21 protein-coding genes and 2 tRNA genes are annotated in these 21,509 nt (G+C 68.1%); 14 read left to right on the forward strand and 9 right to left on the reverse strand.

Features of this window, described 5'->3' with window-relative positions; genetic code table 11:
* Window positions 1-7 precede the first annotated feature (7 nt).
* A tRNA-His gene (locus ABQE89_RS20390) sits at window positions 8-80 on the reverse strand.
* Window positions 81-117: 37 nt separating this feature from the next.
* Window positions 118-777, reverse strand: coding sequence for an oligoribonuclease (orn, locus tag ABQE89_RS20395; protein WP_448419948.1), 660 nt, complete (start codon window positions 775-777; stop codon window positions 118-120).
* A gap of 25 nt (window positions 778-802) precedes the next feature.
* Between orn and ABQE89_RS20400 the strand changes: the two genes are divergently transcribed.
* Window positions 803-2,407 (forward strand): helicase HerA-like domain-containing protein, encoded by a 1,605-nt coding sequence (locus tag ABQE89_RS20400; protein ID WP_448419950.1) that lies wholly within the window; start codon window positions 803-805, stop codon window positions 2,405-2,407.
* Window position 2,408: 1 nt separating this feature from the next.
* Here the strand turns inward: ABQE89_RS20400 and cmrA are convergent, their stop codons facing one another.
* Window positions 2,409-3,215, reverse strand: coding sequence for a mycolate reductase (gene cmrA, locus ABQE89_RS20405; RefSeq protein WP_448419952.1), 807 nt, complete (start codon window positions 3,213-3,215; stop codon window positions 2,409-2,411).
* A 26-nt stretch (window positions 3,216-3,241) separates the two neighbouring features.
* Here cmrA and ABQE89_RS20410 point away from each other — a divergent pair, with 26 nt between their 5' ends.
* The gene (locus ABQE89_RS20410; protein ID WP_448419954.1) at window positions 3,242-4,564 is read left to right on the forward strand and encodes an MFS transporter; all 1,323 of its coding nucleotides are present in this window, start codon (window positions 3,242-3,244) and stop codon (window positions 4,562-4,564) included.
* Here the strand turns inward: ABQE89_RS20410 and ABQE89_RS20415 are convergent.
* Complete coding sequence (locus tag ABQE89_RS20415; protein WP_448419956.1) at window positions 4,561-5,343, reverse strand: MmpS family transport accessory protein; 783 nt, start codon at window positions 5,341-5,343, stop codon at window positions 4,561-4,563. The genes ABQE89_RS20410 and ABQE89_RS20415 overlap by 4 nt on opposite strands.
* Window positions 5,344-5,515: 172 nt before the next feature.
* Between ABQE89_RS20415 and ABQE89_RS20420 the strand changes: the two genes are divergently transcribed.
* The 4 genes from ABQE89_RS20420 to ABQE89_RS20435 all read left to right on the forward strand — a co-directional run bounded on the left by ABQE89_RS20420 (window position 5,516) and on the right by ABQE89_RS20435 (window position 8,473).
* Complete coding sequence (locus ABQE89_RS20420; RefSeq protein WP_448420073.1) at window positions 5,516-7,357, forward strand: alpha/beta hydrolase family protein; 1,842 nt, start codon at window positions 5,516-5,518, stop codon at window positions 7,355-7,357.
* Between the two features lie 96 nt (window positions 7,358-7,453).
* Entirely contained in the window at window positions 7,454-7,681 is a 228-nt protein-coding gene (locus tag ABQE89_RS20425; RefSeq protein ID WP_448419958.1) for a hypothetical protein, read from the forward strand.
* Between the two features lie 31 nt (window positions 7,682-7,712).
* Window positions 7,713-7,865 carry a DUF6131 family protein gene (locus ABQE89_RS20430; RefSeq protein ID WP_448419959.1) on the forward strand — a complete coding sequence of 51 codons (153 nt, stop codon included), beginning with the start codon at window positions 7,713-7,715 and terminating at the stop codon, window positions 7,863-7,865.
* A 113-nt stretch (window positions 7,866-7,978) separates the two neighbouring features.
* Window positions 7,979-8,473, forward strand: a complete 495-nt coding sequence (locus ABQE89_RS20435; RefSeq protein WP_448419961.1) for a DUF4190 domain-containing protein — start codon at window positions 7,979-7,981, stop codon at window positions 8,471-8,473.
* On the opposite strand, the gene ABQE89_RS20440 is transcribed toward ABQE89_RS20435, so the two are convergent.
* Window positions 8,463-9,092 (reverse strand): SACE_7040 family transcriptional regulator, encoded by a 630-nt coding sequence (locus ABQE89_RS20440; protein WP_448419963.1) that lies wholly within the window; start codon window positions 9,090-9,092, stop codon window positions 8,463-8,465. The genes ABQE89_RS20435 and ABQE89_RS20440 overlap by 11 nt on opposite strands.
* Before the next feature lie 94 nt (window positions 9,093-9,186).
* On the opposite strand from ABQE89_RS20440, the gene ABQE89_RS20445 reads away from it, so the two are divergent.
* The 8 genes from ABQE89_RS20445 to ABQE89_RS20480 all read left to right on the forward strand — a co-directional run bounded on the left by ABQE89_RS20445 (window position 9,187) and on the right by ABQE89_RS20480 (window position 18,573).
* Entirely contained in the window at window positions 9,187-10,737 is a 1,551-nt protein-coding gene (locus ABQE89_RS20445; RefSeq protein WP_448419965.1) for a carboxyl transferase domain-containing protein, read from the forward strand.
* A 2-nt stretch (window positions 10,738-10,739) separates the two neighbouring features.
* Window positions 10,740-12,725: an acetyl/propionyl/methylcrotonyl-CoA carboxylase subunit alpha gene (locus ABQE89_RS20450; protein WP_448419967.1), complete on the forward strand. Its 1,986-nt coding sequence runs from the start codon at window positions 10,740-10,742 to the stop codon at window positions 12,723-12,725.
* Complete coding sequence (locus tag ABQE89_RS20455; RefSeq protein ID WP_448419969.1) at window positions 12,722-13,882, forward strand: acyl-CoA dehydrogenase family protein; 1,161 nt, start codon at window positions 12,722-12,724, stop codon at window positions 13,880-13,882. The genes ABQE89_RS20450 and ABQE89_RS20455 overlap by 4 nt, the downstream gene beginning before the upstream one ends.
* Window positions 13,879-14,367, forward strand: a complete 489-nt coding sequence (locus tag ABQE89_RS20460; RefSeq protein WP_448419971.1) for a MaoC family dehydratase — start codon at window positions 13,879-13,881, stop codon at window positions 14,365-14,367. The genes ABQE89_RS20455 and ABQE89_RS20460 overlap by 4 nt, the downstream gene beginning before the upstream one ends.
* The gene (locus ABQE89_RS20465) at window positions 14,367-15,185 is read left to right on the forward strand and encodes an HpcH/HpaI aldolase/citrate lyase family protein (protein ID WP_448419973.1); all 819 of its coding nucleotides are present in this window, start codon (window positions 14,367-14,369) and stop codon (window positions 15,183-15,185) included. The genes ABQE89_RS20460 and ABQE89_RS20465 overlap by 1 nt, the downstream gene beginning before the upstream one ends.
* Window positions 15,186-15,285: 100 nt before the next feature.
* Window positions 15,286-16,353, forward strand: a complete 1,068-nt coding sequence (pdhA, locus tag ABQE89_RS20470; protein ID WP_448419975.1) for a pyruvate dehydrogenase (acetyl-transferring) E1 component subunit alpha — start codon at window positions 15,286-15,288, stop codon at window positions 16,351-16,353.
* Between the two features lies 1 nt (window position 16,354).
* Window positions 16,355-17,428 carry an alpha-ketoacid dehydrogenase subunit beta gene (locus tag ABQE89_RS20475; protein WP_448419977.1) on the forward strand — a complete coding sequence of 358 codons (1,074 nt, stop codon included), beginning with the start codon at window positions 16,355-16,357 and terminating at the stop codon, window positions 17,426-17,428.
* Window positions 17,425-18,573, forward strand: coding sequence for a dihydrolipoamide acetyltransferase family protein (locus ABQE89_RS20480; RefSeq protein ID WP_448419979.1), 1,149 nt, complete (start codon window positions 17,425-17,427; stop codon window positions 18,571-18,573). The genes ABQE89_RS20475 and ABQE89_RS20480 overlap by 4 nt, the downstream gene beginning before the upstream one ends.
* Window positions 18,574-18,625: 52 nt before the next feature.
* Here ABQE89_RS20480 and ABQE89_RS20485 read toward each other — a convergent pair whose 3' ends face one another.
* The 4 genes from ABQE89_RS20485 to ABQE89_RS20500 form a co-directional block, all read right to left on the reverse strand.
* On the reverse strand, window positions 18,626-19,378 hold the full coding sequence (locus tag ABQE89_RS20485) for an enoyl-CoA hydratase (protein WP_448419981.1): 753 nt from the start codon (window positions 19,376-19,378) through the stop codon (window positions 18,626-18,628).
* 33 nt (window positions 19,379-19,411) lie between these two features.
* Window positions 19,412-19,786, reverse strand: a complete 375-nt coding sequence (locus ABQE89_RS20490) for a hypothetical protein (protein WP_448419983.1) — start codon at window positions 19,784-19,786, stop codon at window positions 19,412-19,414.
* A gap of 22 nt (window positions 19,787-19,808) precedes the next feature.
* Complete coding sequence (locus ABQE89_RS20495; protein WP_448419985.1) at window positions 19,809-21,218, reverse strand: PE-PPE domain-containing protein; 1,410 nt, start codon at window positions 21,216-21,218, stop codon at window positions 19,809-19,811.
* A gap of 98 nt (window positions 21,219-21,316) precedes the next feature.
* Window positions 21,317-21,390 (reverse strand) — tRNA-Arg (locus ABQE89_RS20500).
* Between the last annotated feature and the right edge of the window lie 119 nt (window positions 21,391-21,509).

A 21,509-nucleotide genomic window follows, 5' to 3' on the forward strand; every position in this document is an offset into this window, starting at 1 on the left:
CAGTCGGGGTGGCTGACGGGACTCGAACCCGCGACAGCCAGGATCACAACCTGGTGCTCTACCAACTGAACTACAGCCACCATTGCCGCGCGCTGTTCGCAGGCGGCGTCGTCGATACTAGCCGCTTGGATGCTCGGCGGCCGAATCGACGGTGTCGGGTTCAGTATCCGCGGTGGCGTCAGGTACCCCCAACTCCGCCGCGATGGCCGCGATATCGCTGGTCGACGGCCCTGGTGGGGGCACGAAGGCCGTGCGTCGGTAGTACTTGAGCTCGCGGATCGACTCGTGGATGTCGGCCAGCGCGCGGTGCGCCAGGCCCTTCTCCGGCTGGCCGAAGTAGATCCGCGGGTACCACCGCCTGCATAGCTCCTTGATCGAGCTGACGTCGATCATCCGGTAATGCAGGAAGTCGTCGAGCGTGGGCATGTCCCGGGCGATGAAGCCGCGGTCGGTGGCGATCGAGTTGCCGGCCAGCGGCGCGGTCTTGGCCTGCTTGACGTGGGTGCGGATGTAGTCGAGCACCAGTTCCTCGGCCTCGGCCACGTCGACGGTCGAGGCGCGCACCTCCTCGGTCAGTCCCGACCGGTCGTGCATGTCCTTGACCACGTCGATCATCGACGACAGCGCGTGGTCGTCGGCGTGAATCACCACGTCGATACCGTCGCCCAGGACGTTGAGGTCGGCATCTGTGACAAGTACCGCGATCTCGATGAGCCGGTCGTTCTTCAGATCCAGCCCGGTCATCTCACAGTCGATCCACACCAGTTCGTCGCGCACAGCGATCACAGTACTGTTTTCGATCATGGCTACCGACTCGAGTGTCACGCCCGCACAGCAGATCGCCGCCGGTTACCACGTCGAGGGTCAGGCCCTCGAGTTGGGCGCCGTCGTCGTCGACGGGGTCTGTGACCCGTCCGCGCAGGTCCGCATCCCGCTGGCCACCATCAACCGGCACGGCCTCGTCGCCGGTGCGACCGGTACGGGCAAAACCAAGTCGTTACAGGTGATTGCCGAGCAGCTGTCCGCGGCCGGCGTGCCGTGCCTGATGGCCGACGTCAAGGGCGACCTGTCGGGACTGTCGCGTCCGGGGGAGGACAACGACAAGATCCAGCAGCGCGCCACCGACACCGACGACGCCTGGGCGCCGACCGGCTACCCGGTGGAGTTCTTGTCGCTGGGCACCACCGGCATCGGTGTGCCGGTGCGTGCCACCATCTCCAGCTTCGGCCCGATTCTGTTGTCGAAGGTGTTGGGACTCAACCAAACCCAGGAGTCCACGCTCGGCCTGATCTTTCACTGGGCCGACCAGAAGGGTCTGCCGCTGCTGGATCTGAAGGATCTGCGCGCGGTCATCCAGTTCCTCACCAGCGACGAGGGCAAGCCCGAACTCAAGGCGCTGGGGGCGGTGTCGTCGACGACCGCGGGGGTGATCCTGCGTGCGCTGGTCAACCTCGAGGCCGACGGCGGCGACACCTTCTTCGGCGAGCCCGAACTCGAACCCGAGGACCTGATGCGCCTCGACGACCAGGGCCGCGGCGTCATCACCCTGCTCGAGGTCGGCGAGCAGGCCACCCGGCCGGTGATGTTCTCGACGTTTCTGATGTGGGTGCTCGCCGATCTGTTCACCTCGCTGCCCGAGGTCGGCGATCTGGACAAGCCCAAGCTGGTGTTCTTCTTCGACGAGGCCCATCTGCTGTTCACCGACGCGTCCAAGGCCTTCCTCGAGCAGGTGGAGCAGACCGTCAAGCTGATCCGCTCCAAGGGCGTCGGGGTGTTCTTCTGCACCCAGCTGCCCACGGATGTGCCCAACGACGTGCTGTCGCAGTTGGGCGCCCGCATCCAGCACGCCCTGCGCGCGTTCACCCCCGACGACCAGAAGGCGTTGTCCAAGACCGTGCGCACCTACCCCAAGACCGACGTCTACGACCTCGAGGAGGCGCTGACGTCGCTGGGCATCGGCGAGGCGGTGGTCACCGTGCTCTCGGAGAAGGGCGCGCCCACCCCGGTCGCGTGGACGCGGATGCGTGCGCCGCGCTCGCTGATGGACACCATCGGGCCCGAGGCCATCGCGGCGGCCGCCAAGGCCAGCCCGCTGCAGGCCGAGTACGGCCAGACCGTCGACCGCGACTCGGCCTACGAGCGGCTCGCGGCCAAGCTGGCGCCGCCGCCGGTCGCCGAGCCGTCGCCGCCGGCCGCCGACCCGTCGCTGCCGCCGCCCGTCGACATGGGGGGAGTGACCGCCGAGGGGCGGGTGACCAGTCGGGGTGCCGCCGAACCCGGCATGCTCGAGAAGGTGATGGACAGCCCGGCGTTCAAGAGCGCGATGCGCTCGGCGGGCACCGTTATCGGCCGCGAGATCACCCGCAGCATCTTCGGCACCAGCCGTCGTCGTCGCCGCCGCCGCTGACTCAGTCGCCGGCGAGCTTTTTGTACACCGCGCCGACGATCGGCGTCACGATCGCGCGCGGGCTGTAGCCGCTGGCCACCGACATCGCCTTTGACGTGATACCGGGGACCACCCGCATCTTGTTGCGCTCCAACGCATCCAGAGAGGTCTTCGCGGTGTACTGGGTGGAGATCCACAGAAAGTCCGGAATCACCTTCTCGACCAGCGACTGCTCCTCGACGTCGGGCAGGGTTTCACGCACCGGGCCGGGGGCGAGCAGCGTCACGTGCACGCCGATCTTCTTGAGCTCACCGCGCAGCGACTCGCTGAACGTGTTGACGAACGCCTTGGTCGCGGCGTAGGTGGCGTTGTTGGGGATCGGCGAATTGCCCGCCGCCGAACCGGAAATCAAGATGCCGCCGGCCTTGCGTTCGACCATCCCGGGCAGCACGGCCAGCACCAGGTCGTGCACGCCGAGCACGTTGAGCTGAACTTGGGCCTTCTCGTCCGCGGGATCCAGCGAGGCCACCGGTCCGAACGTCGCAGTGCCGGCGTTGGCGCACAGGATCGAGATGTTGCGGATGGCCAACTCGTCGCACAGCGCGGTGCGCTCGGTGGGATCGGCCAGATCGACCGGGCGGACCTCTACGGTCACGCCGTACTGCTGGGTGAGCCGGTCGGCCAACTCCCGCAGCACCTCTTCGCGACGTGCGGTGATGATCAGGTGGTGCCCGCGGGCGGCGAGTTCGGCGGCCAGCGCCTCACCGATGTTCTGCGACGCGCCGGTGACCACCGCGCGGGCGTCGGCGCTGGGAGCGGGTACTGGCATGCGCCGGACTATATCGTGGGCGAACCATGAGCCAGCGACCCGATTCAGGCCAGCCGTCCGTGCCATCCGCGGGTCGGCCGCAGATCGTCTCGTGGGCGTTGTGGGACTTCGGCGCGACCGGGCTGAACGCGGTGGCGGTGACCTTCGTGTTCTCCATCTACCTGACCAATGCCGTCGGCGACGACCTGCCCGGCAACCTCAGCGCCACCAGCTGGCTGGGCTGGGCGCTGGGCGCGGCCGGTGTGGTGGTCGCCCTGCTGGCGCCGGTGACGGGGGTGTGGGTGGACGCGCCGTGGCGGCGGCGCCGAGTGCTCGCCGTGCTCAGCACGCTGGCGGTGGTGCTGACCTCGGCGATGAGCCTGGTCCGCGACGACTACCGGTATCTGGCGCTCGGGCTGTTGCTGCTCGGCGCCGCCTCGGCGTGCAACGAACTGGCCACCGTGCCGTACAACGCGATGCTGCGCCAGCTGTCGACGCCACAGACCTCCGGTCAGATCTCTGGATTCGGTTTGGGGCTGGGCTATTTCGGCAGCGTCGCGTTGTTGCTGGTGGTCTATCTGGGGTTCATCTCCGGTGACGGCGGGATGTTGGGTCTGCCGGTCGATGACGGCCAGAACGTCAGGGCCGCCATGGTTTTCACCGCGCTGTGGTTCGGGCTGTTCGCACTGCCGGTGCTGGTCGCGGTGCCCAGCACGCCGTCGGGCCCGGCCGGCGACCGTCGGGCCTTCGGGTTCATCGGCGGATATCGCAAGCTGTGGACCGATCTGCGCAGTGAATGGCGCCGCGACCACAACATCGTCTACTACCTGATGGCCAGCGCGATCTTCCGCGACGGGCTCGCCGGGATCTTCGCGTTCGGCGCGGTGCTGGGCGTGCGGGTCTACGGCGTATCCCAGGCCGACGTGCTGCTGTTCGGGGTCAGCGCCAGCACGATCGCGGCGATCGGTGCCGTCGTCGGCGGTCGGCTCGATGACCGGTTCGGCGCCAAACCCGTCATCGTCGTCTCGCTGGCCGCGATGATCGCCGTCGGCCTGACCCTGATGACCCTGGATGGGGCGCTGGCGTTCTGGGCTTGCGGGCTGGCGTTATGCCTGTTCATCGGGCCCACCTTGTCGGCCGCACGCACGCAGATGCTACGCATGTCGGCCGACGGCAAGGAGGGTGTCGCCTTCGGTCTCTACACCACCACCGGGCGCGCGGTGACGTACCTGGCGCCGGTGCTGTTCTCGGCGTTCATCGCGATCTTCGGCACCGACCGGGCGGGGATGGGCGGGCTGCTGGTGGTGCTCACCGCGGGGCTGCTGGCGATGCTGGCGGTGAGGGTGCCCCGCGTGGCGCGGGTGGGTTAACCGAGCGCGGTGCAGATGGTCAGGCCCGCGCCGGTGCGTTGTTCGACGACGACACCGTTGACGGTGATCGAACAGTTCACCTCGCGGCCGACGTTGATGATGCTGATGCTCGCGGACGCCTCGGCGGGATCGGCGAGCTCGACTTCCTTGCTCCACGGCAGCATCACGTTGAACTCGGTCTGCAGCAGGCCGCCGGTGTCGACGTAGGTGATGTTGATCGCACGGCCGTCTCCGCTGACGGTGTAGACCACCGTTTCCGTCGGCCCGGCGGGGGTGGTGCCGGTGGTCGGCGGTACCCGCGGCGTGGTGGGCGCCGGGACCACCGGCATGCTCGGCGTTCGCGTGGTGGTCGGCGGGCGCGTGGTGGTGCTGGGTTCCGGCATCGACGGCAGCGGCGCGACGAGGGTCTCCTGACGCGAACTGTTGACGATCACCAGCGCGATCACCAGCCCGATGACGGTGACCACCGCGATGCCCGCGACCACCCACAGCCAGCGCGGCGACTTCGGTTCCTCCGGCGGCGGCCCGGCCGGCCCCTCCGGCGGGTACTGCGTCCTGTAATGCCCGTAGGTGCCCGTCGCGTATGGGTCGTAGCCGTACGGCGAGTTCGGCGGTACCTGCTCGGTCGGCGCCGGCGCCGACGGGGCCTGGTAGGTGGGCCCGTACCCGGTCTGACTGGCGTACGCAGGATCGGGGTATCCGGGGTAGCCACCGCCGGCCGGGCCCTGTCCGGGGTAACCCGATTGCTCCTCACCCCTGCGGGATGGTGAATCGGTCATGCCCACCTCATGGCTGCGAGGGTACCTGTGCATCCGCTCAAGCCGCCCCCAGCCGGGCGGATCGGCGACGCGACGTGCCTCACTCGGTGTCGTCGGAACTACCCGCCCCCCGGCCCGGGCATGGACAATTGGCTCCGTGGGAGATCAAATCCGCCGGGTTTACGGCGCGTCGATGTCGCCGGATGCCACCGCCTTCGCGCATCTGGTGGACGACGGCGGTTTCCCGCGGGCCGTGCAGCGCTTCCTGCGTGGATGGCGGGCCACGTCGTCGCGGGACGTCGAACTGCCCGTAGAAGGTCCCGTCACCCGCGTTCTGCACTCCGCCGACGGGCGCTGGCTGGCCTGTCAGGTCGCTCCCGACGGCAGCACGCGTAGCCAGATCTGGGTCGTCACAACCGATCCCGACGACCGAGACGCCCGACGCATCGATTCGTGGCCGGAGGCGCCCCAGGACGGAACCGCCGAGCTGATCAATTGGGACGGCACCCGGGTGGCGGCCATCCTGACCGGCGACGACGGCGTCGGCAGCTCGTGTCTGATCGACCCCGCCGACGGTACGACGGTGGTGCTGGATCGACGCTCGGCCGGCCGGCTGGTCGACGCGTGGGCCGGGGCGGCCCTGGTCCGGGTCGGACCACGCGGTTACCGCGAACTGATCCTGTTGCGCGGCGGGACCGAGATCGCGTTGCTGCCATACGATCCGGGATCCACCACGGACGAGGGCATCATCCTCGACGACCACGGGCCGCGACGGCTGCGAACCGGGCTGGAAGGCGAGCACACCGAGCTGTACCAACCGGCGACCACCTTCCCGGACGACAGCGCCGACGGCTACGTGCGCGCACTGATCCGCAGCGAGAACGGTGCCGAGTACGCCCGGCTCCTCGAGGTCATCGCCACCCCCGAGGGCGTCTCCTACCACGTGCTCGCCGAACGGGAAGATTTCGAACTCGACGAGTTCACCGTCAGCGACGATATGTCCACCGTCGCCATGCTGTGGAATATCTACGGCGCCAGCCAATTACAGATCCTGGAGCTGGCCGACAACTTCATGCACCCGCCGATTCCGTTGCCCGACATGGTGGCCAGCCAGCTGAGCATCAGCGCGGGAGGGTCGATGTTGGCGCTGACCGTGGAGGGTCCGTCGACTCCACCGACGGTGGAACTGGTCGATCCACGCACCGGCGAGTGGCAGCCGGTAGACCGCGAACCCAGCCTCGGGCCGAAGAGCGCCGATCCGACCCTGGAAAAGATCACCGCCCGCGACGGCATGGAATTCACCGGTTGGCTGTTTCGCCCCGCCGACACCGTCGACACGATCGGCGCGATGCTCTTCCTGCACGGTGGGCCCGAGGGGCAGGGCAGGCCCGGCTACAACGAGTTCTTCCCGCAGTTGCTCGCGGCGGGCATCGCGGTGTTCTTGCCCAACGTGCGCGGCTCGGGCGGGTTCGGTCGTTCGTTCATGCATGCCGACGACAAGGAGCGACGCTTCGCCGCGATCGACGACGTCGCAGACGCCGCAGGCTTTCTCGTCGATGCCGGGGTGGTGCCCGCTGATCGCATCGCGTGCTGCGGCTGGTCCTACGGCGGCTATCTGACGCAGGCGGCGTTGACCTTTCATCCCGATCAGTTCGCCGCGGGTATCAGCATCTGCGGGATGAGCGATCTGAACTCCTGGTATCGCACCACCGAACCGTGGATCGCCGCGGCGGCCTATCCGAAGTACGGCCACCCGGTCGGCGACCGGGAACTGCTGGAGCAACTCTCGCCGCTGGAGCGGGTGGACGTGCTGCGCGCCCCGCTGTTGCTTGTGCACGGCGCCAACGACACCAACGTCCCGCCCACCGAGTCCCTGCAGATGTTCGAGGCGTTACGCGCCCGCGACCGCAGAACCGAACTGCTGATGTTCGACGACGACGGGCACGAGATCGACCGGCGCGAGAACCGGGCGGTTCTGCTCAAAGCCATGCTCGAATGGCTTCTCGCGGTATTCCCGCAGGCTGTTGCTTCCTGACGCAATCGTGCCGCGCGTTCGGGGTTTATCGAAATTGTCTTGAGGGTAAAGCAGAGCTACGTCGATGGCGGTGTGCCACACGGATGGAGGCGGAGCATGCGAGGAATTATCGGTGTCGTCGTGCTTATCTGGTTGCTGATCGGAGTGCTGGCAGCCTATCAGCGCGACTACTTCTCGACGGGCGACGCCAACTGCGGCACCGCGGCGCGAGTGGCCCTGACCGTCCTGGTCGGTCCGCTCAACTACGCGGGTGTGAATCCCAAAGTCGACTGCAACATCCCGGAGCCCAGTGCGTCCGGGTCGTATCCGAAAGCCGTTGCGTGACAGCAACTGCTACTCATGAAGGAGTGACGCAATGATTGTGCTCGGGATCATCCTGGCCATACTGGGATATTTCATCTGGACCCCGCTGATGTATGTCGGCGTCGCGCTGATCGTCATCGGCGCGGTGTTCTGGCTGATGGGAAGCATGGGACGTCCGGTCGCCGGCCGACGAGCGTGGTACTGACCGCTGACGCGATGAAACGTTGACCCGTCGCCGCGAGGCGACGTGAAACGATCCGGCTGCCCTGGGGCTGCGGTTATCATCTGATAGCCGCAGCCCCAGGAGGTTTTCACCCAGTGACAGTGTCGATCGTCGCCATGGTGCTGGGGGTGGTGCTGGCTGTTGCGGGATTCGTCCTCGGTATTGCCGTTGCGCTGCCCGTGGGTCTGCTGCTTTTCGTCGGCGGAACCATCGGACTGATCGTCACGGGCCAGGCACGCAGCAAGGCGTCGCTGAATCAAGCCGCCGCGCCCATCGGCCATACCCGCGAGGGTCAGCCCATCTACCCGGTGGTCGGGTACACCCCCGACGGCGCCCCGGTGACCGCCGACCGGGCTGTGGGCGTGCGGCCGTACAACCCGAACACCAACACCTTCGCCATCGTCGCGCTCATCCTCGCGTTCGTGTTTCCCCTGCTAGCCATCCCGTTCGGGCATGTGGCCCGCGGCCAGATACGCCGCACCGGTGAACAGGGTGGCGCACTTGCGTTGGCGGGGCTGATCATCGCCTATGTCAGCGTGGTTGCCGGGATCATCGTGGCGATCGTCTTCGCCGCCTCGCTCAACATATAGTTTTCGGCGACAGCGCAGCCGTCGTCATCTCCCTCAACACCACACGTGAGTGTGATGAGCCGATCCCGTTGGCGCCGTGGGTTTTGAGGGCGTGCGGGGTGGAGTTCATCAAGCCGAACGCGGCGTGCGCCATCAGGCGCGCCTCCAGTTCTCGCACGCCGTCGCGGCGCCGCAACTGGTCCACCCAGATCTCGACGTATTGCCGCTGCGCCTTGCGCACTTGACGTTTGGCACGGTCGGGAAGATGCGCCAGATCGCGGTCCTGGATGCGGATCAGGTCTGGCTCACCGAGCGCGAAGTCGAGGTGAAAGTCGATCAACCGGTCCAACGCGGTCGCGGGATCGTCGGTCGTCGACACGACCTCGGTGGCGCCGGCCAGAAGACGGGCGCTGATGCCGACGAGCAATTCGACCAGCAGGGCTTCCTTGTTGGGGAAGTGCCGGTAGATCGCCGGCCCGCTGACGCCTGCGGCGGCGCCGATGTCCTCCAGTCGCACCGCGAGATAGCCGCGGTCGGCGATCAGGCGTTCGGCGGCCGCGAGTAGCTTCGAGCGGCGGTCCGATTTCGCCCGGCCGCGCCGGGTGGTGTCGGGGGCCAGTGGTTGGCGCTCGGCCGACATCGCTCCTCCAACCCGGGTGTGGACATTTCGGTTAATCGTGACTAACATACCACGAGTTATTCGTCATTAACTCAACCGAAACGGGTTTGCCTCGATGACAACGCGGGTCTCACACCGCGAGCAGCACGTCGCACTGGTCGGCGAGCTACGCGCGAAGTTGGCAGCCGCCGCGCTGGGCGGCTCGCAGCGCTCCCGGGAACGCCACGTCAGCCGCGGCAAGCTGCTGCCCCGCGACCGGGTGGACGGTCTGCTGGATCCGGGCAGCCCGTTTCTGGAACTGGCGCCGTTGGCCGCCGACGGCATGTACGACGACGAATGCCCCGGCGCAGGGATGATCGCGGGCATCGGCCGGGTCTCGGGCCGCGAGTGCATGATCGTGGCCAACGACGCGACGGTGAAGGGTGGGACCTACTACCCGATCACGGTCAAGAAGCACTTGCGCGCCCAGGAGATCGCCGGCCAGAACCGACTGCCCTGCATCTATCTCGTCGACTCCGGCGGTGCGTTTCTGCCCCGGCAGGACGAGGTGTTCCCCGACCGCGACCATTTCGGGCGCATCTTCTACAACCAGGCCACGCTGTCGGCCCAGGGCATCCCGCAGATCGCCGCGGTACTGGGTTCATGCACGGCCGGCGGGGCCTATGTGCCCGCGATGAGCGACGAGGCCGTCATCGTGCGCAACCAGGGCACCATCTTCCTCGGCGGTCCGCCGTTGGTGAAGGCCGCGACCGGCGAGGTGGTGACCGCTGAGGAACTCGGCGGCGGAGACCTGCACTCCAAGACCTCCGGTGTCACCGACCACCTGGCCCATGACGACCGCGACGCGCTGCGCATCGTTCGGCGCATCGTGTCCACCCTGGGCCCGCGCACCGAAGTGCCGTGGGAGGTCAGGCCGACCGTCGACGCCGTCGCCGACCAGAGCGAACTGTATGACGTCGTCCCCGTCGACTCCCGGGTGCCCTACGACGTGCACGAGGTCATCACCCGCATCGTCGACGGCGGCGAGTTCGCCGAGTTCAAGGCCGAGTACGGCGCCACGTTGGTCACCGGGTTCGCCCGCATCCACGGGCACCCGGTCGGCATCGTGGCCAACAACGGCGTGCTGTTCAGTGAATCGGCGCTCAAGGGTGCGCATTTCATCGAACTGTGCGACAAGCGGGTCGTCCCGTTGCTGTTCTTGCAGAACATCTCCGGGTTCATGGTCGGCCGTGACTACGAGGCGGGCGGGATCGCCAAGCACGGCGCGAAGATGGTCACCGCGGTGGCCTGTGCGCGGGTGCCGAAGCTGACCGTGGTCATCGGCGGGTCCTATGGCGCGGGCAACTACTCGATGTGTGGGCGGGCGTATTCCCCGCGCTTCCTGTGGATGTGGCCCAACGCCAGGATCTCGGTGATGGGCGGGGAGCAGGCCGCCTCCGTGCTGGCGACCGTGCGCGGGGAGATGACCCCCGAACAGGAAGAGCAGTTCAAGGCTCCGATCCGCGCGCAGTACGAGCATCAGGGCAATCCCTACTACTCTACGGCGCGGCTGTGGGACGACGGCGTGATTGACCCCGCCGACACCAGAACGGTTTTGGGCCTTGCGCTCTCGGTGGTCGGCCAGGCGCCGCTCGATCCCGTTTCCTACGGCGTGTTCCGGATGTGATGATGACCTTCGACACTGTCCTGATCGCCAACCGCGGCGAGATCGCCGTCCGCGTGATCCGCACGCTGCGCACCATGGGAATCCGCTCGGTCGCCGTGTTCAGCGACGCCGACGCCGGCGCCCGGCACGTCGCCGAGGCCGACACCGCGGTGCACATCGGCCCCGCCCCCGCCCGTGAGAGCTATCTGGACATCGAGGCGGTGGTGGCCGCCGCGCAGCGCACCGGCGCGCAGGCCGTGCACCCCGGCTACGGATTCCTCTCGGAGAACGCGCAATTCGCGGCCGTGCTGCAGTCGGCTGGCCTGGTCTTCATCGGCCCGCCCGCGGCGGCCATCCAGACGATGGGCGACAAGATCGCCGCGAAGGCCGCGGTGTCGGCGTTCGGGGTGCCGGTGGTGCCCGGCATCTCGCGGCCCGGCCTCAGCGATGACGACCTGATCGCCGGAGCTCACGACGTCGGCTTTCCGGTACTGGTCAAACCCTCGGCGGGAGGCGGCGGCAAGGGTATGCGGGTGGTGCGCGACCCGTCGGAGTTGGCCGCCGCGCTGACCAGTGCGCGCCGCGAAGCCGCTGCCGCCTTCGGCGACGACACGTTGTTCATCGAGCGGTTCGTGCTGAACCCGCGCCACATCGAAGTGCAGGTGCTCGCCGACGGCTACGGCAACGTGGTGCATCTCGGCGAACGCGAGTGCAGCCTGCAGCGACGCCACCAGAAAGTCATCGAGGAGGCGCCCTCGCCGCTGCTCGACGCGGCGACCCGGGCCAGGATCGGGGCGGCGGCCTGCGACACCGCCCGCAGCGTCGACTACACCGGCGCGGGCACCGTCGAGTTCATCGTGTCCGCGGACCGCCCCGACGAGTTCTTCTTCATGGAGATGAACACCCGGCTGCAGGTCGAACACCCGGTGACCGAATTGGTCACCGGCACCGACCTCGTCGAGCAGCAGGTGCGTATCGCCGCGGGCGAGAAGCTCTCGATCGCCCAGGACGACATCGCGATGCACGGCCACGCCGTCGAGGCCCGTGTCTACGCCGAGGACCCCAGCCGCGGGTTTTTGCCCACCGGCGGCGCAGTGCTGGAGCTGGCCGAACCCGAAGGCCGTGGGGTGCGCGTGGATTCCGGGTTGGCCCGTGGCATGGTCATCGGCAGCGATTACGACCCGATGCTGTCGAAGGTCATCGCCCACGCCGAGGACCGGGCCGGGGCCATTCGCGCGCTCGACACGGCGCTGGCCGGCACCGCGGTACTCGGGGTCGCCACCAACATCGAGTTCCTGCGTTTCCTGCTGGCCGATCCCGACGTGCTCGCCGGACGCCTGGACACCGGGCTGCTCGACCGTCGCACCCCCGACTTCGACCCCGGCCAGCCAACCGACCAGGAACTGATCGCCGCCGCGGCCTACAAGTGGGTGCGTCGCTGGCACACCGCGGGCCCCGAGGTGTGGGCGGCACCGTCGGGATGGCGGATGGGCGAGCACGCACCGACGATCTTTCGGCTGCGGGCCGGCGAGCGCACCGAGCACGTCCGCCTCACCGGCACACCGCAGGCGGCCACCGCGACTGTCGAGGAACGCGAACCGCATTCGTTGTCGGCGTCGTTGACCGGAGATCGGCTGACACTCACCGTCGACGGGTTGACCGCCCGCTACCTCGTGGCCGCCACCGACGGCCAGATCTGGCTCTCGGGTGCCGGGCGCACCGCTGTGGTCGAAGAGGTGCGCGAGGCGCCCGTGCGTCCCGACGACGAACACAGCGGTGACGCCGAGTTGACCAGTCCGATGCCGGGTTCGGTGGTTGCCGTGGGAGTGTCCGACGGCCAGCACGTCGATGCCGGCGCCGTCGTGGTGACGGTCGAGGCGATGAAGATGGAACACGCACTGACCGCGCCGGTCGAGGGCGTGGTGGAACTTCTCGTCGCCGTCGGCGACCAGGTGAAGGTGGGCCAGCCGCTGGCGAGGGTCACCACTATCCAGAAGGAAGAGTCATGAGCGATTTTCTGGCGACGGGCATCCTGCCCGATCACTATGCGCAGCTTGCCAAGACGGTGCGCGACTTCGCGCAGTCGGTAGTGGCCCCGGTGTCGGCCAAACACGACGAGGAACACTCGTTCCCGTACGAGGTCGTGGCCGGGATGGCAGACATGGGACTGTTCGGCCTGCCGTTTCCCGAGGAGTACGGCGGCATGGGCGGCGACTACTTCGCGCTGTGCCTGGCGCTGGAGGAACTCGGCAAGGTCGACCAGAGCGTCGCGATCACCCTGGAGGCCGGGGTGTCGCTGGGCGCCATGCCGGTGTACCGGTTCGGCAACGAGCAACAGAAGCAGGAGTGGCTGCCGCTGCTGGCCAGCGGCAAGGCGCTCGGCGCGTTCGGACTGACCGAGGCCGGCGGTGGCACCGACGCCGGCGCCACCAAGACCACGGCGCGCCTCGACGACGGCCACTGGGTCATCAACGGCAGCAAGCAGTTCATCACCAACTCCGGAACCGACATCACCAAACTGGTCACCGTCACCGCCGTCACCGGGGAGTCCGCGGGCAAGAAGGAGATCTCCTCGATTCTGGTGCCCGTTCCGACACCGGGTTTCACCGCCGAACCGGCCTACAACAAGGTCGGCTGGAACGCCTCGGACACCCATCCGCTGAGCTTCGACGACGTGCGGGTGCCGCAGGAGAACCTGCTCGGTGAACAGGGTCGCGGTTACGCCAACTTCCTGCGCATCCTCGACGAGGGCCGCATCGCGATCGCCGCGCTGTCGGTCGGCGCGGCGCAGGGCTGCGTCGACGAATGCGTGCGCTACGCCAAGGAACGCGAGGCGTTCGGTCAGAAGATCGGTAGCTACCAGGCGATCTCGTTCAAGATCGCGCGGATGGAGGCGCGCGCGCACAGCGCCCGCACCACCTATTACGACGCGGCCGCGCTGATGCTGGCGGGTAAGCCGTTCAAAAAGGCCGCGGCGATCGCCAAGATGGTGGCCAGCGAGGCCGCCATGGACAACGCCCGCGACGCCACGCAGATCTTCGGCGGCTACGGTTTCATGAACGAGTACCCCGTGGCGCGCCACTACCGGGACAGCAAGATTCTCGAAATCGGTGAAGGGACAACGGAGGTGCAGTTGATGTTGATCGCCCGGGAGGCCGGACTGTGAGTGACAAGAAGGTGGTGGTCCAGCGTGGCCTGTGGTTCGAGGAGTTCGAACCCGGGGTGCTCTACCAGCACCGGCCCGGCCGCACCATCACCGAAGCCGACAACGTCTTGTTCACCACGCTGACCATGAACACGCAGGCGTTGCACCTCGATGCGGCGTTCTCCGACGCGCTGCCGCCGTTCAACCAGCGACTGGTCAACTCGATGTTCACGTTGTCCACGCTGGTCGGGTTGTCGGTGGCGCAACTGACGCAGGGCACCATCGTCGGCAACCTCGGCTTCGGCGAAATCGCTTTCCCGAAGCCGCTGTTCCACGGTGACACGCTGTACGCCGAATCCGAGGTGCTCGACAAGCGGGCGTCCAAGAGCAGACCGGGGGAGGGCATCGTCACCTTCTCCCACGTCGGGCGCAACCAGCACGGTGAAGTCGTGGCGACCGCGTCGCGCAAGACGATGGTGCGCATGCGGCCCGAGGGGACAACCTGATGACGTTGAGCGCGACCGGGCCCGGCTGGTTGTTCTGCCCGGCCGACCGACCCGAGCGGTTTGAAAAGGCCGCCGCGGCAGCAGATGTCGTCATCCTCGACCTGGAAGACGGGGTGGCCGCCAAGGACCGCGAGGCCGCCCGCGAGGCTCTGATCGCGTCGCCGCTGGACCCGGCGCGCACGGTGGTGCGGGTCAATCCGGTCGGTACGCCCGACCACGAACTCGATCGCCAGGCGCTGACACGCACCGAGTATTCGACGGTGATGCTGGCCAAGACCGAGGCCGCCGAGCAGGTCGCCTCCCTCGCGCCGCGCAGCGTGGTGGTGCTCGTCGAAACGCCGTTGGGCGCGTTGGTGGTCGACGAGACCGCCCGGGTCGACAACACGCTCGCCGTCATGTGGGGTGCCGAGGATCTGTTCGCGGTCACCGGCGGCACCGCCAACCGGTGGCCCGACGGCACCTACCGAGACGTGGCCACCCACGTGCGCTCCCGCAGCCTGCTGGCCGCCAAGGCGTTCGGCAAGCTCGCGCTGGACTCGGTCTACCTCGACATCAACGACCTCGACGGGTTGCGCGCCGAGGCCGACGACGCCGTGGCCGTCGGTTTCGACGCGAAGGTCGCGATCCACCCGACGCAGGTGAAGGTCATCCGCGCGGCCTATGCGCCGAGCGCCGAACAGGTCGAATGGGCGCGACACGTGCTCGCCGCGGCTCGTGATCAACGCGGCGTCTTCCAGTTCGAGGGCATAATGGTGGATGCCCCAGTGCTGCGGCGAGCAGAGCGCATCGTCGCGTTGGCGCCACACCCCGGCAGCTGACGGACGGGCCTCCCACCAGGGGTTTGCTCTGATCGCCTCCGTGCTGAGCACCTCAGTCGCCTGACGGCGCGATCCGCCGTCAGTGACCCTAGGAGGCGGTATGGCTGACGTGTCGGAGTTGATTGAACTCATCGCGCCGGACGGCGCGCCGACCTCCGAGACCCGATACCGCCGCGACCTTCCCCCCGAGACGCTTCGCTGGCTCTACGAGACCATGGTCGTGACCCGCGATCTCGACGCGGAGTTCGTCAACCTGCAACGCCAGGGTGAGTTGGCGCTGTTCGCGTCGTGCCGTGGGCAGGAGGCCGCGCAGATCGGCGCCGCGGCGTGCCTACGCAAGACCGACTGGCTGTTTCCGCAGTACCGCGAGATCGGCGCGTTTCTGCTGCGCGGCATCACGCCGGCCCAGATCGGGGCGGTCTGGCGGGGCAAGTGGCACGGCGGCTTGGGCTTCACCGACAAATGCGTTGCGCCGATCGCGATCCCGATCGGAACCCACGGGTTGCACGCGGTCGGCGCGGCGATGGCCGCGCAACGTCTCGGCGAGGACTCGGTGACGGTGGCGTTTCTCGGCGACGGCGCGACCAGCGAGGGCGACGCGCACGAAGCACTGAACTTCGCGGCGGTGTTCAACGCGCCGTGCGTGTTCTTCGTGCAGAACAACGGGTGGGCGATCTCGGTGCCGGTCCGCCGGCAGATGGCGGCCCCGTCGATCGCGCAGCGGGCGATCGGCTACGGCATGCCCGGGATCCGGGTGGACGGCAACGACGTGTTGGCGTGCTACGCGGTCACCGCGGAAGCCGCCGAGCGCGCCCGCGCCGGAGGCGGCCCGACGTTGATCGAGGCGGTCACCTACCGGATGGGGCCGCACACCACGTCCGACGACCCGGCCCGGTACCGGTCCGACGACGAGGTCGCGCAATGGGCCGCCCGAGATCCGATCCACCGGTACCGCGTCTATCTGCAGTCGGTCGGACTGCACGACGAGCGCCTCGAGGAGCGGGTGGCCGCCAGGTCGAAGCGGCTGCGCGACGAATTGCGCGCGGCGGTCGTCGGCGTCGAGGACTTCGACGTCGCCGACGTGTTCGACACGGTCTATCACGACATCACTCCACAACTGGCGGCACAGCGCCGACAGCTGCTGGCCGAGTTGGCGAAGGAGGCGTGACATGACCCAGATCATCGAGCGGCCACCGATGCACGGTGAGGACGCGCCCGAGCCGCGGCGTCCACTGCTCACCAGCCTGCCCGCCGCGCCGGCACCGACGGAGCTGAACATGGCGCACGCGATCAATCGCGCGCTGCATGACGCGATGGCCGCCGACGAGCGGGTCCTGGTGTTCGGTCAGGACGTCGCGACACTCGGCGGCGTCTTCCGCGTCACCGAGGGATTGACCGAGACCTTCGGTGAGCAACGGTGTTTCGACACGCCGCTGGCCGAGTCCGCAATCATCGGCATCGCGGTCGGATTGGCCATCCGCGGGTTCGTGCCGGTCCCGGAAATCCAGTTCGACGGTTTCTCCGCACCGGCGTTCGACCAGATCGTCAGCCATCTGGCGAAGTACCGGATGCGGACCCGCGGCGACGTCGAGATGCCGGTGACGATCAGGATCCCGTCGTTCGGCGGAATCGGTGCGGTGGAGCACCATTCGGAGTCCACCGAGAGCTATTGGCTGCACACCGCGGGACTCAAGGTGGTGGCGCCGGCCACGCCCGCGGATGCCTACTGGCTACTGCGCCAGGCCATCGCCTGCCGCGACCCGGTCGTCTATCTCGAACCCAAACGGCGCTACTGGACCCGCGATTCGGTCGACACGAGCGCGCCGGAACTGCCGATGGGGTGCGCCGCGGTGCGCCGCAGCGGTGAGGACGTCACGGTCGTGACCTACGGGTCGATGGTCGCGGCCGCGGTCAGCGCTGCCGAACTGGCAATCGAGCGACACGGCTGGAGCCTGGAGGTGATCGACCTGCGGTCGCTGAACCCGCTGGACTTCGACACCGTGGCCGACTCGGTGCGCAGGACGGGCCGGGCGGTGGTGATGCACGAGGGCCCCCGCACGCTGGGTTTCGGCGCGGAGCTGGCCGCCCGCATCCAGGAGGAGCTGTTCTACGAGCTGGAGGCGCCGGTGTTGCGTGCCACCGGTTTTGACACGCCGTATCCACCGGCACGGTTGGAGAAGCTGTGGCTTCCCGGCGTCGACCGACTCCTGGATTGCGTCGAACGAGCGATGGAGCAGCCATGACCGTGCAGGACTTCGCGGTTCCCGACCTCGGCGAGGGGCTGCAGGACGCGACGATCACGGCCTGGAGCGTCGCGGTCGGCGACACCGTCGAGCTCAACCAGACCCTGTGCACGGTGGAAACCAACAAGGCCGAGGTCGAGATCCCCAGCCCGTACGCCGGCCGAATCGTCGAACTCGGTGGACAGGAAGGCGACACGCTCGACGTCGGTTCGGTGCTGGTGCGCATCGAGACGGCGCCTGCCCGCACACCGGTGCTGGTCGGCTACGGCGCCGACGACGAAATGGACTCCAGCAGACGGCCCGCGCCACCCGCGGGACGGCCGCGGGCGAAGCCGCCGGTGCGCAAGCTGGCCGCCGAGTTGAACGTCGACCTGGGCACGCTGACCGGATCGGGGCCCGACGGTGTGATCACTCGCGACGACGTGCTGGCCGCGGCCGGCCACTCGGCACCGGAGCCCGACACGGTGGCGGTGCGTGGTGTGCGTGCGGAGATGGCACATCGAATGACACTGTCGCGCAGTGAAATACCCGATGCACACGCCAGTGTGCATGTCGACGGTTCGCGCCTGCTGGCGCTGCGCCGCCGGATCGAGGGCAGCGCCGACGAGCCGATCACCCCGTTCGTGCTGACGCTGCGGTTGTTGACCATCGCCCTGCAGCACCATCCCGTTCTCAACGCCACCTGGGTGGACAGCGCCGGTGGGCCACAGATTCACCACCACCGCGCGGTGCATCTGGGGTTCGGCGTGGCCACAACGCGCGGACTGCTGGTGCCGGTGGTCCGCGACGCCCAGGACCACACCACCCGCGAGTTGGCGGCCGCTGTGGCGAGGCTGATCTCCGGCGCGCGGGCGGGCACGCTGATCCCGTCGGAGCTCTCCGGTTCGACGTTCACGGTGTCCAACTTCGGCGCGCTCGGGGTGGATGACGGTGTGCCGGTGATCAATTACCCGGAAGCGGCCATTCTGGGCATGGGTGCGCTCAAGGACAGGCCGGTGGTCGTCGACGGTGAAGTGGTCGCGCGTCCGACCATGTCGCTCACCTGCGCCTTCGACCACCGTATCGCCGACGGCGCGCAGGTGGCGGCGTTCCTGTGCGAACTGCGCGACCTGATCGAATCACCCGATCTGGCGCTGCTCCATTAGAGATTTGTGTGCGTTCAGGAGCGGCCAAGCGCAACAAAACGCACACAAATCGCTACTTGCGCTGGGCGGCCTTCAGGCGGCGGGCGAACTCCGGCGATTCGATCGAGTGGGCCTGCGGCCCGAGTTCCACGTCGACGGCGATGCGGTGCTGGTCGCTGTCGACGACACCGGGGTTGACCGTCGCGCGCATCGAGGCCTTGGTCGCGATGACCACATCGCGTGGGGCACCGGCGGGTCCGGCGGCCAGAGCGCGGGCGGCGGCCACCGGATCGTCGGCGACCTCGAGCGCCAGCCCGTAGCGCACCGCGGCCTCGGCGTCGAAGCGCATCCCGAACAGCAACGCCGCGCGCGCCGCCTGCGGTCCGACCGCACGCTGCAGCATCCAGGTCGCACCGCCGCCGGGATGAATGCCCAGCTTCTGGAACCGGGAATCGAACAGCGCCGCAGGCCCGGCGATGCGCACGTCGGCGGCCAGCGCCAGGTTCAGCCCCGCCCCGACCGCCGCGCCGTTGACGGCGGCGATCGTCGGAAGCTTGCAGTCGGCCACCGCGAGAAACCCGTCATAGATGCGGAGCAGACCGTCCTTGGTCGCCGACCCCAGCGCGGCGAGGTTGGCCCCGGCGCAGAACGCCTTACCCGCGCCGGTGACGATGAGCGCGTGCACATCCGGATTGGCTTCGGCGGCGTCCACCGCGGCGCGTAACTGCGCGGAGATCTCCGCGGTGACCGCGTTGCGGTGGTCGGGGTCGTTGACGGTGATGAGAGCGACACGCTCTTCGACGTGTACCAGTACCGGATCAGCCACGCGCTCAGCCTAATGGTCGCGCCGTGGCGTCGATCAGTTGGTGACCGTGAGGGTGACGTTGTTCAACGAGACCGCGACGTCACCGGGCAGCACGTCCATGAACGTGGGCACGTCGCGGACGGCGGCGCCCGAGGCGATGACATTGCCGGGGAAGCTCGGACCGCACGGGAAGGTGTGGCAGCGGAACCAGAAGCCGGGCGCGCTCTGATACGGGAACATGCTCGGGGCCTGATCCACCCGGTACCGGCCGGGCGGGATGTAGGCCGTCGTCCAACCGTCGCGAGGGTTGGTGGTCACTCCGAAGACGCCGTTGCTGCCATAGCTGGGCGGACTGGCGTGACCCAGCGGCGCGGCCACTGTCAGGGCGAGCAGTGCGCCTGCCACCGAGGCCGCGGCCTTGACGTTCACGGGCTGAGTGTATCGGTGGTTTCTAGGCCGCCGCGGAACTTTCCGCGTCTCCCGGATCAGCGCTGCCCGGCCCGGTCTCGCCGGGGTGAGCGTCGGCTGGGTTGGACACCTCCGTCTCGGTGCCGGTCGGTGCGGCCGGGTCGAGGTCGGGATCGTCGTATCCGTCGGGGCTCGGCTGACCGGTTCCGCCGTCTTCGCCTCGGATCTGCCCGGGCTGGGCTTTTTCGCTCTTGCGCAGGACATTTCGCTGCTGCGGCTTGACCAGATCGTCGGCCGTGTCGGTGATCAGGTCATCGGAGAACTCGCCGGATTCCGCTGGTTGTTCGAGCGTCGCCGCAACGCCGGCGGTCGTGGGTGCCGTGCCCGTCTGCGGGGACGACTTCGCGGCCGCCAGGCTCTGCTGAATCGCCGCGGGAATCTTCGCCACCGTCGCCAGTACCTCCGCGGGCGAGGGCAGGATGCGGGCGGGCCGGTAGGCGCTGGGGTCCTTGGGGATCGGGTTGCCGCCGTAGTAGGCCGAATCGACGGCCAGTCGCAGCAACGGATCGCTGATGTCGGCGATGCGGTCACCGAAGACGTTCCGGATCAGCTTGGTCAGCGGCAGTTCGTCGGTGGTGTAGGTGACGTAGGTGGTGTTGCCGCGGGTGGTGACATACGCGGTGATCCGGTCGGCGGGCGAAGTGCAGCGGGCGTCTGCGCAATCGAGGACCGCACCGCTGAGGGTGATCGCGCAGGTGTTGGCGTTGCAGGTGACCGCCGGTGTGCCGTCGACGTTGACGGGCAGGACGCGTTCGGACTGGTTCAACCGAGTGTTAAGGTAGGCGACCAGCGAGTTGACGGCGGCGATCGGGTTCAGCACGTCCGCGGGCGCATTCGAGTTGTAGTCGTACTGGTATCCGGTGTTGACGACCGCGAGCGCGCCGGTCAGGTCGGGCGTCGGAACGGGATTGACCCCGATCAGCGCGAACCACGGGTATCTGGTGCCGAATCCGCCGTCGGGCCGCGACACGTCGTTGTCCAGGATCACCACGGTGCGGCTCAGATCGGGGTGGTTGGCCAGCAGCAGCAGGCTCGCGTTGGCGGCGCCCCAACCGGAGGCCAGCACGGCGTTGGACTCGCCGGCGTTGGCGGCGAGCGCGGCCGCGATGCCCAGCGGTCCGGTGATGAAGTTGACGTAGCTGACGTCCTCGCCGGTCGGGCCGGTGTAGACCGGATCGTCGAACTTGCCCTCGAAGAAGTCTTCGACACCGGCTCCGCTCGGGTTGGTGGAACTGCCGACGACGATGAGTGCCGTCAGGTCGACCATCGAGGCGGATACGGCGGATATGGATGCGGGCGACGTGGCGGCCACGCCGGCCACGGTGGCCGCGACCCCGGCCGCCGCAACCCCCATCGCCACCTTGCGGGCGCGCTTTGTGCCGCGTGCGGCCATTACGTGTCCTCTGCTAGCAAACCAGTGTGTGATCGAATGGTACGCGCCGTCGCGAGAGGGCGTCGCGCTGCTGCTCAACCACGGTCATTCCGGTTCAGCGCCCCCGGCAGGAATCGAACCTGCGACCTAGGGATTAGAAGGCCCTTGCTCTATCCAACTGAGCTACGGAGGCAATGCGCCTGCAGATTCTATCCCGCCACCCGGTGTTCGCTGCCTCGGTGACAGCGACTAAAGACGCGGCGTGCCACCGCGCGGCGGGCTAGCGTGGTGGACGTGAATCTTCGAAGTGGG

The organism is Mycolicibacterium sp. XJ1819 (genome assembly GCF_053483675.1).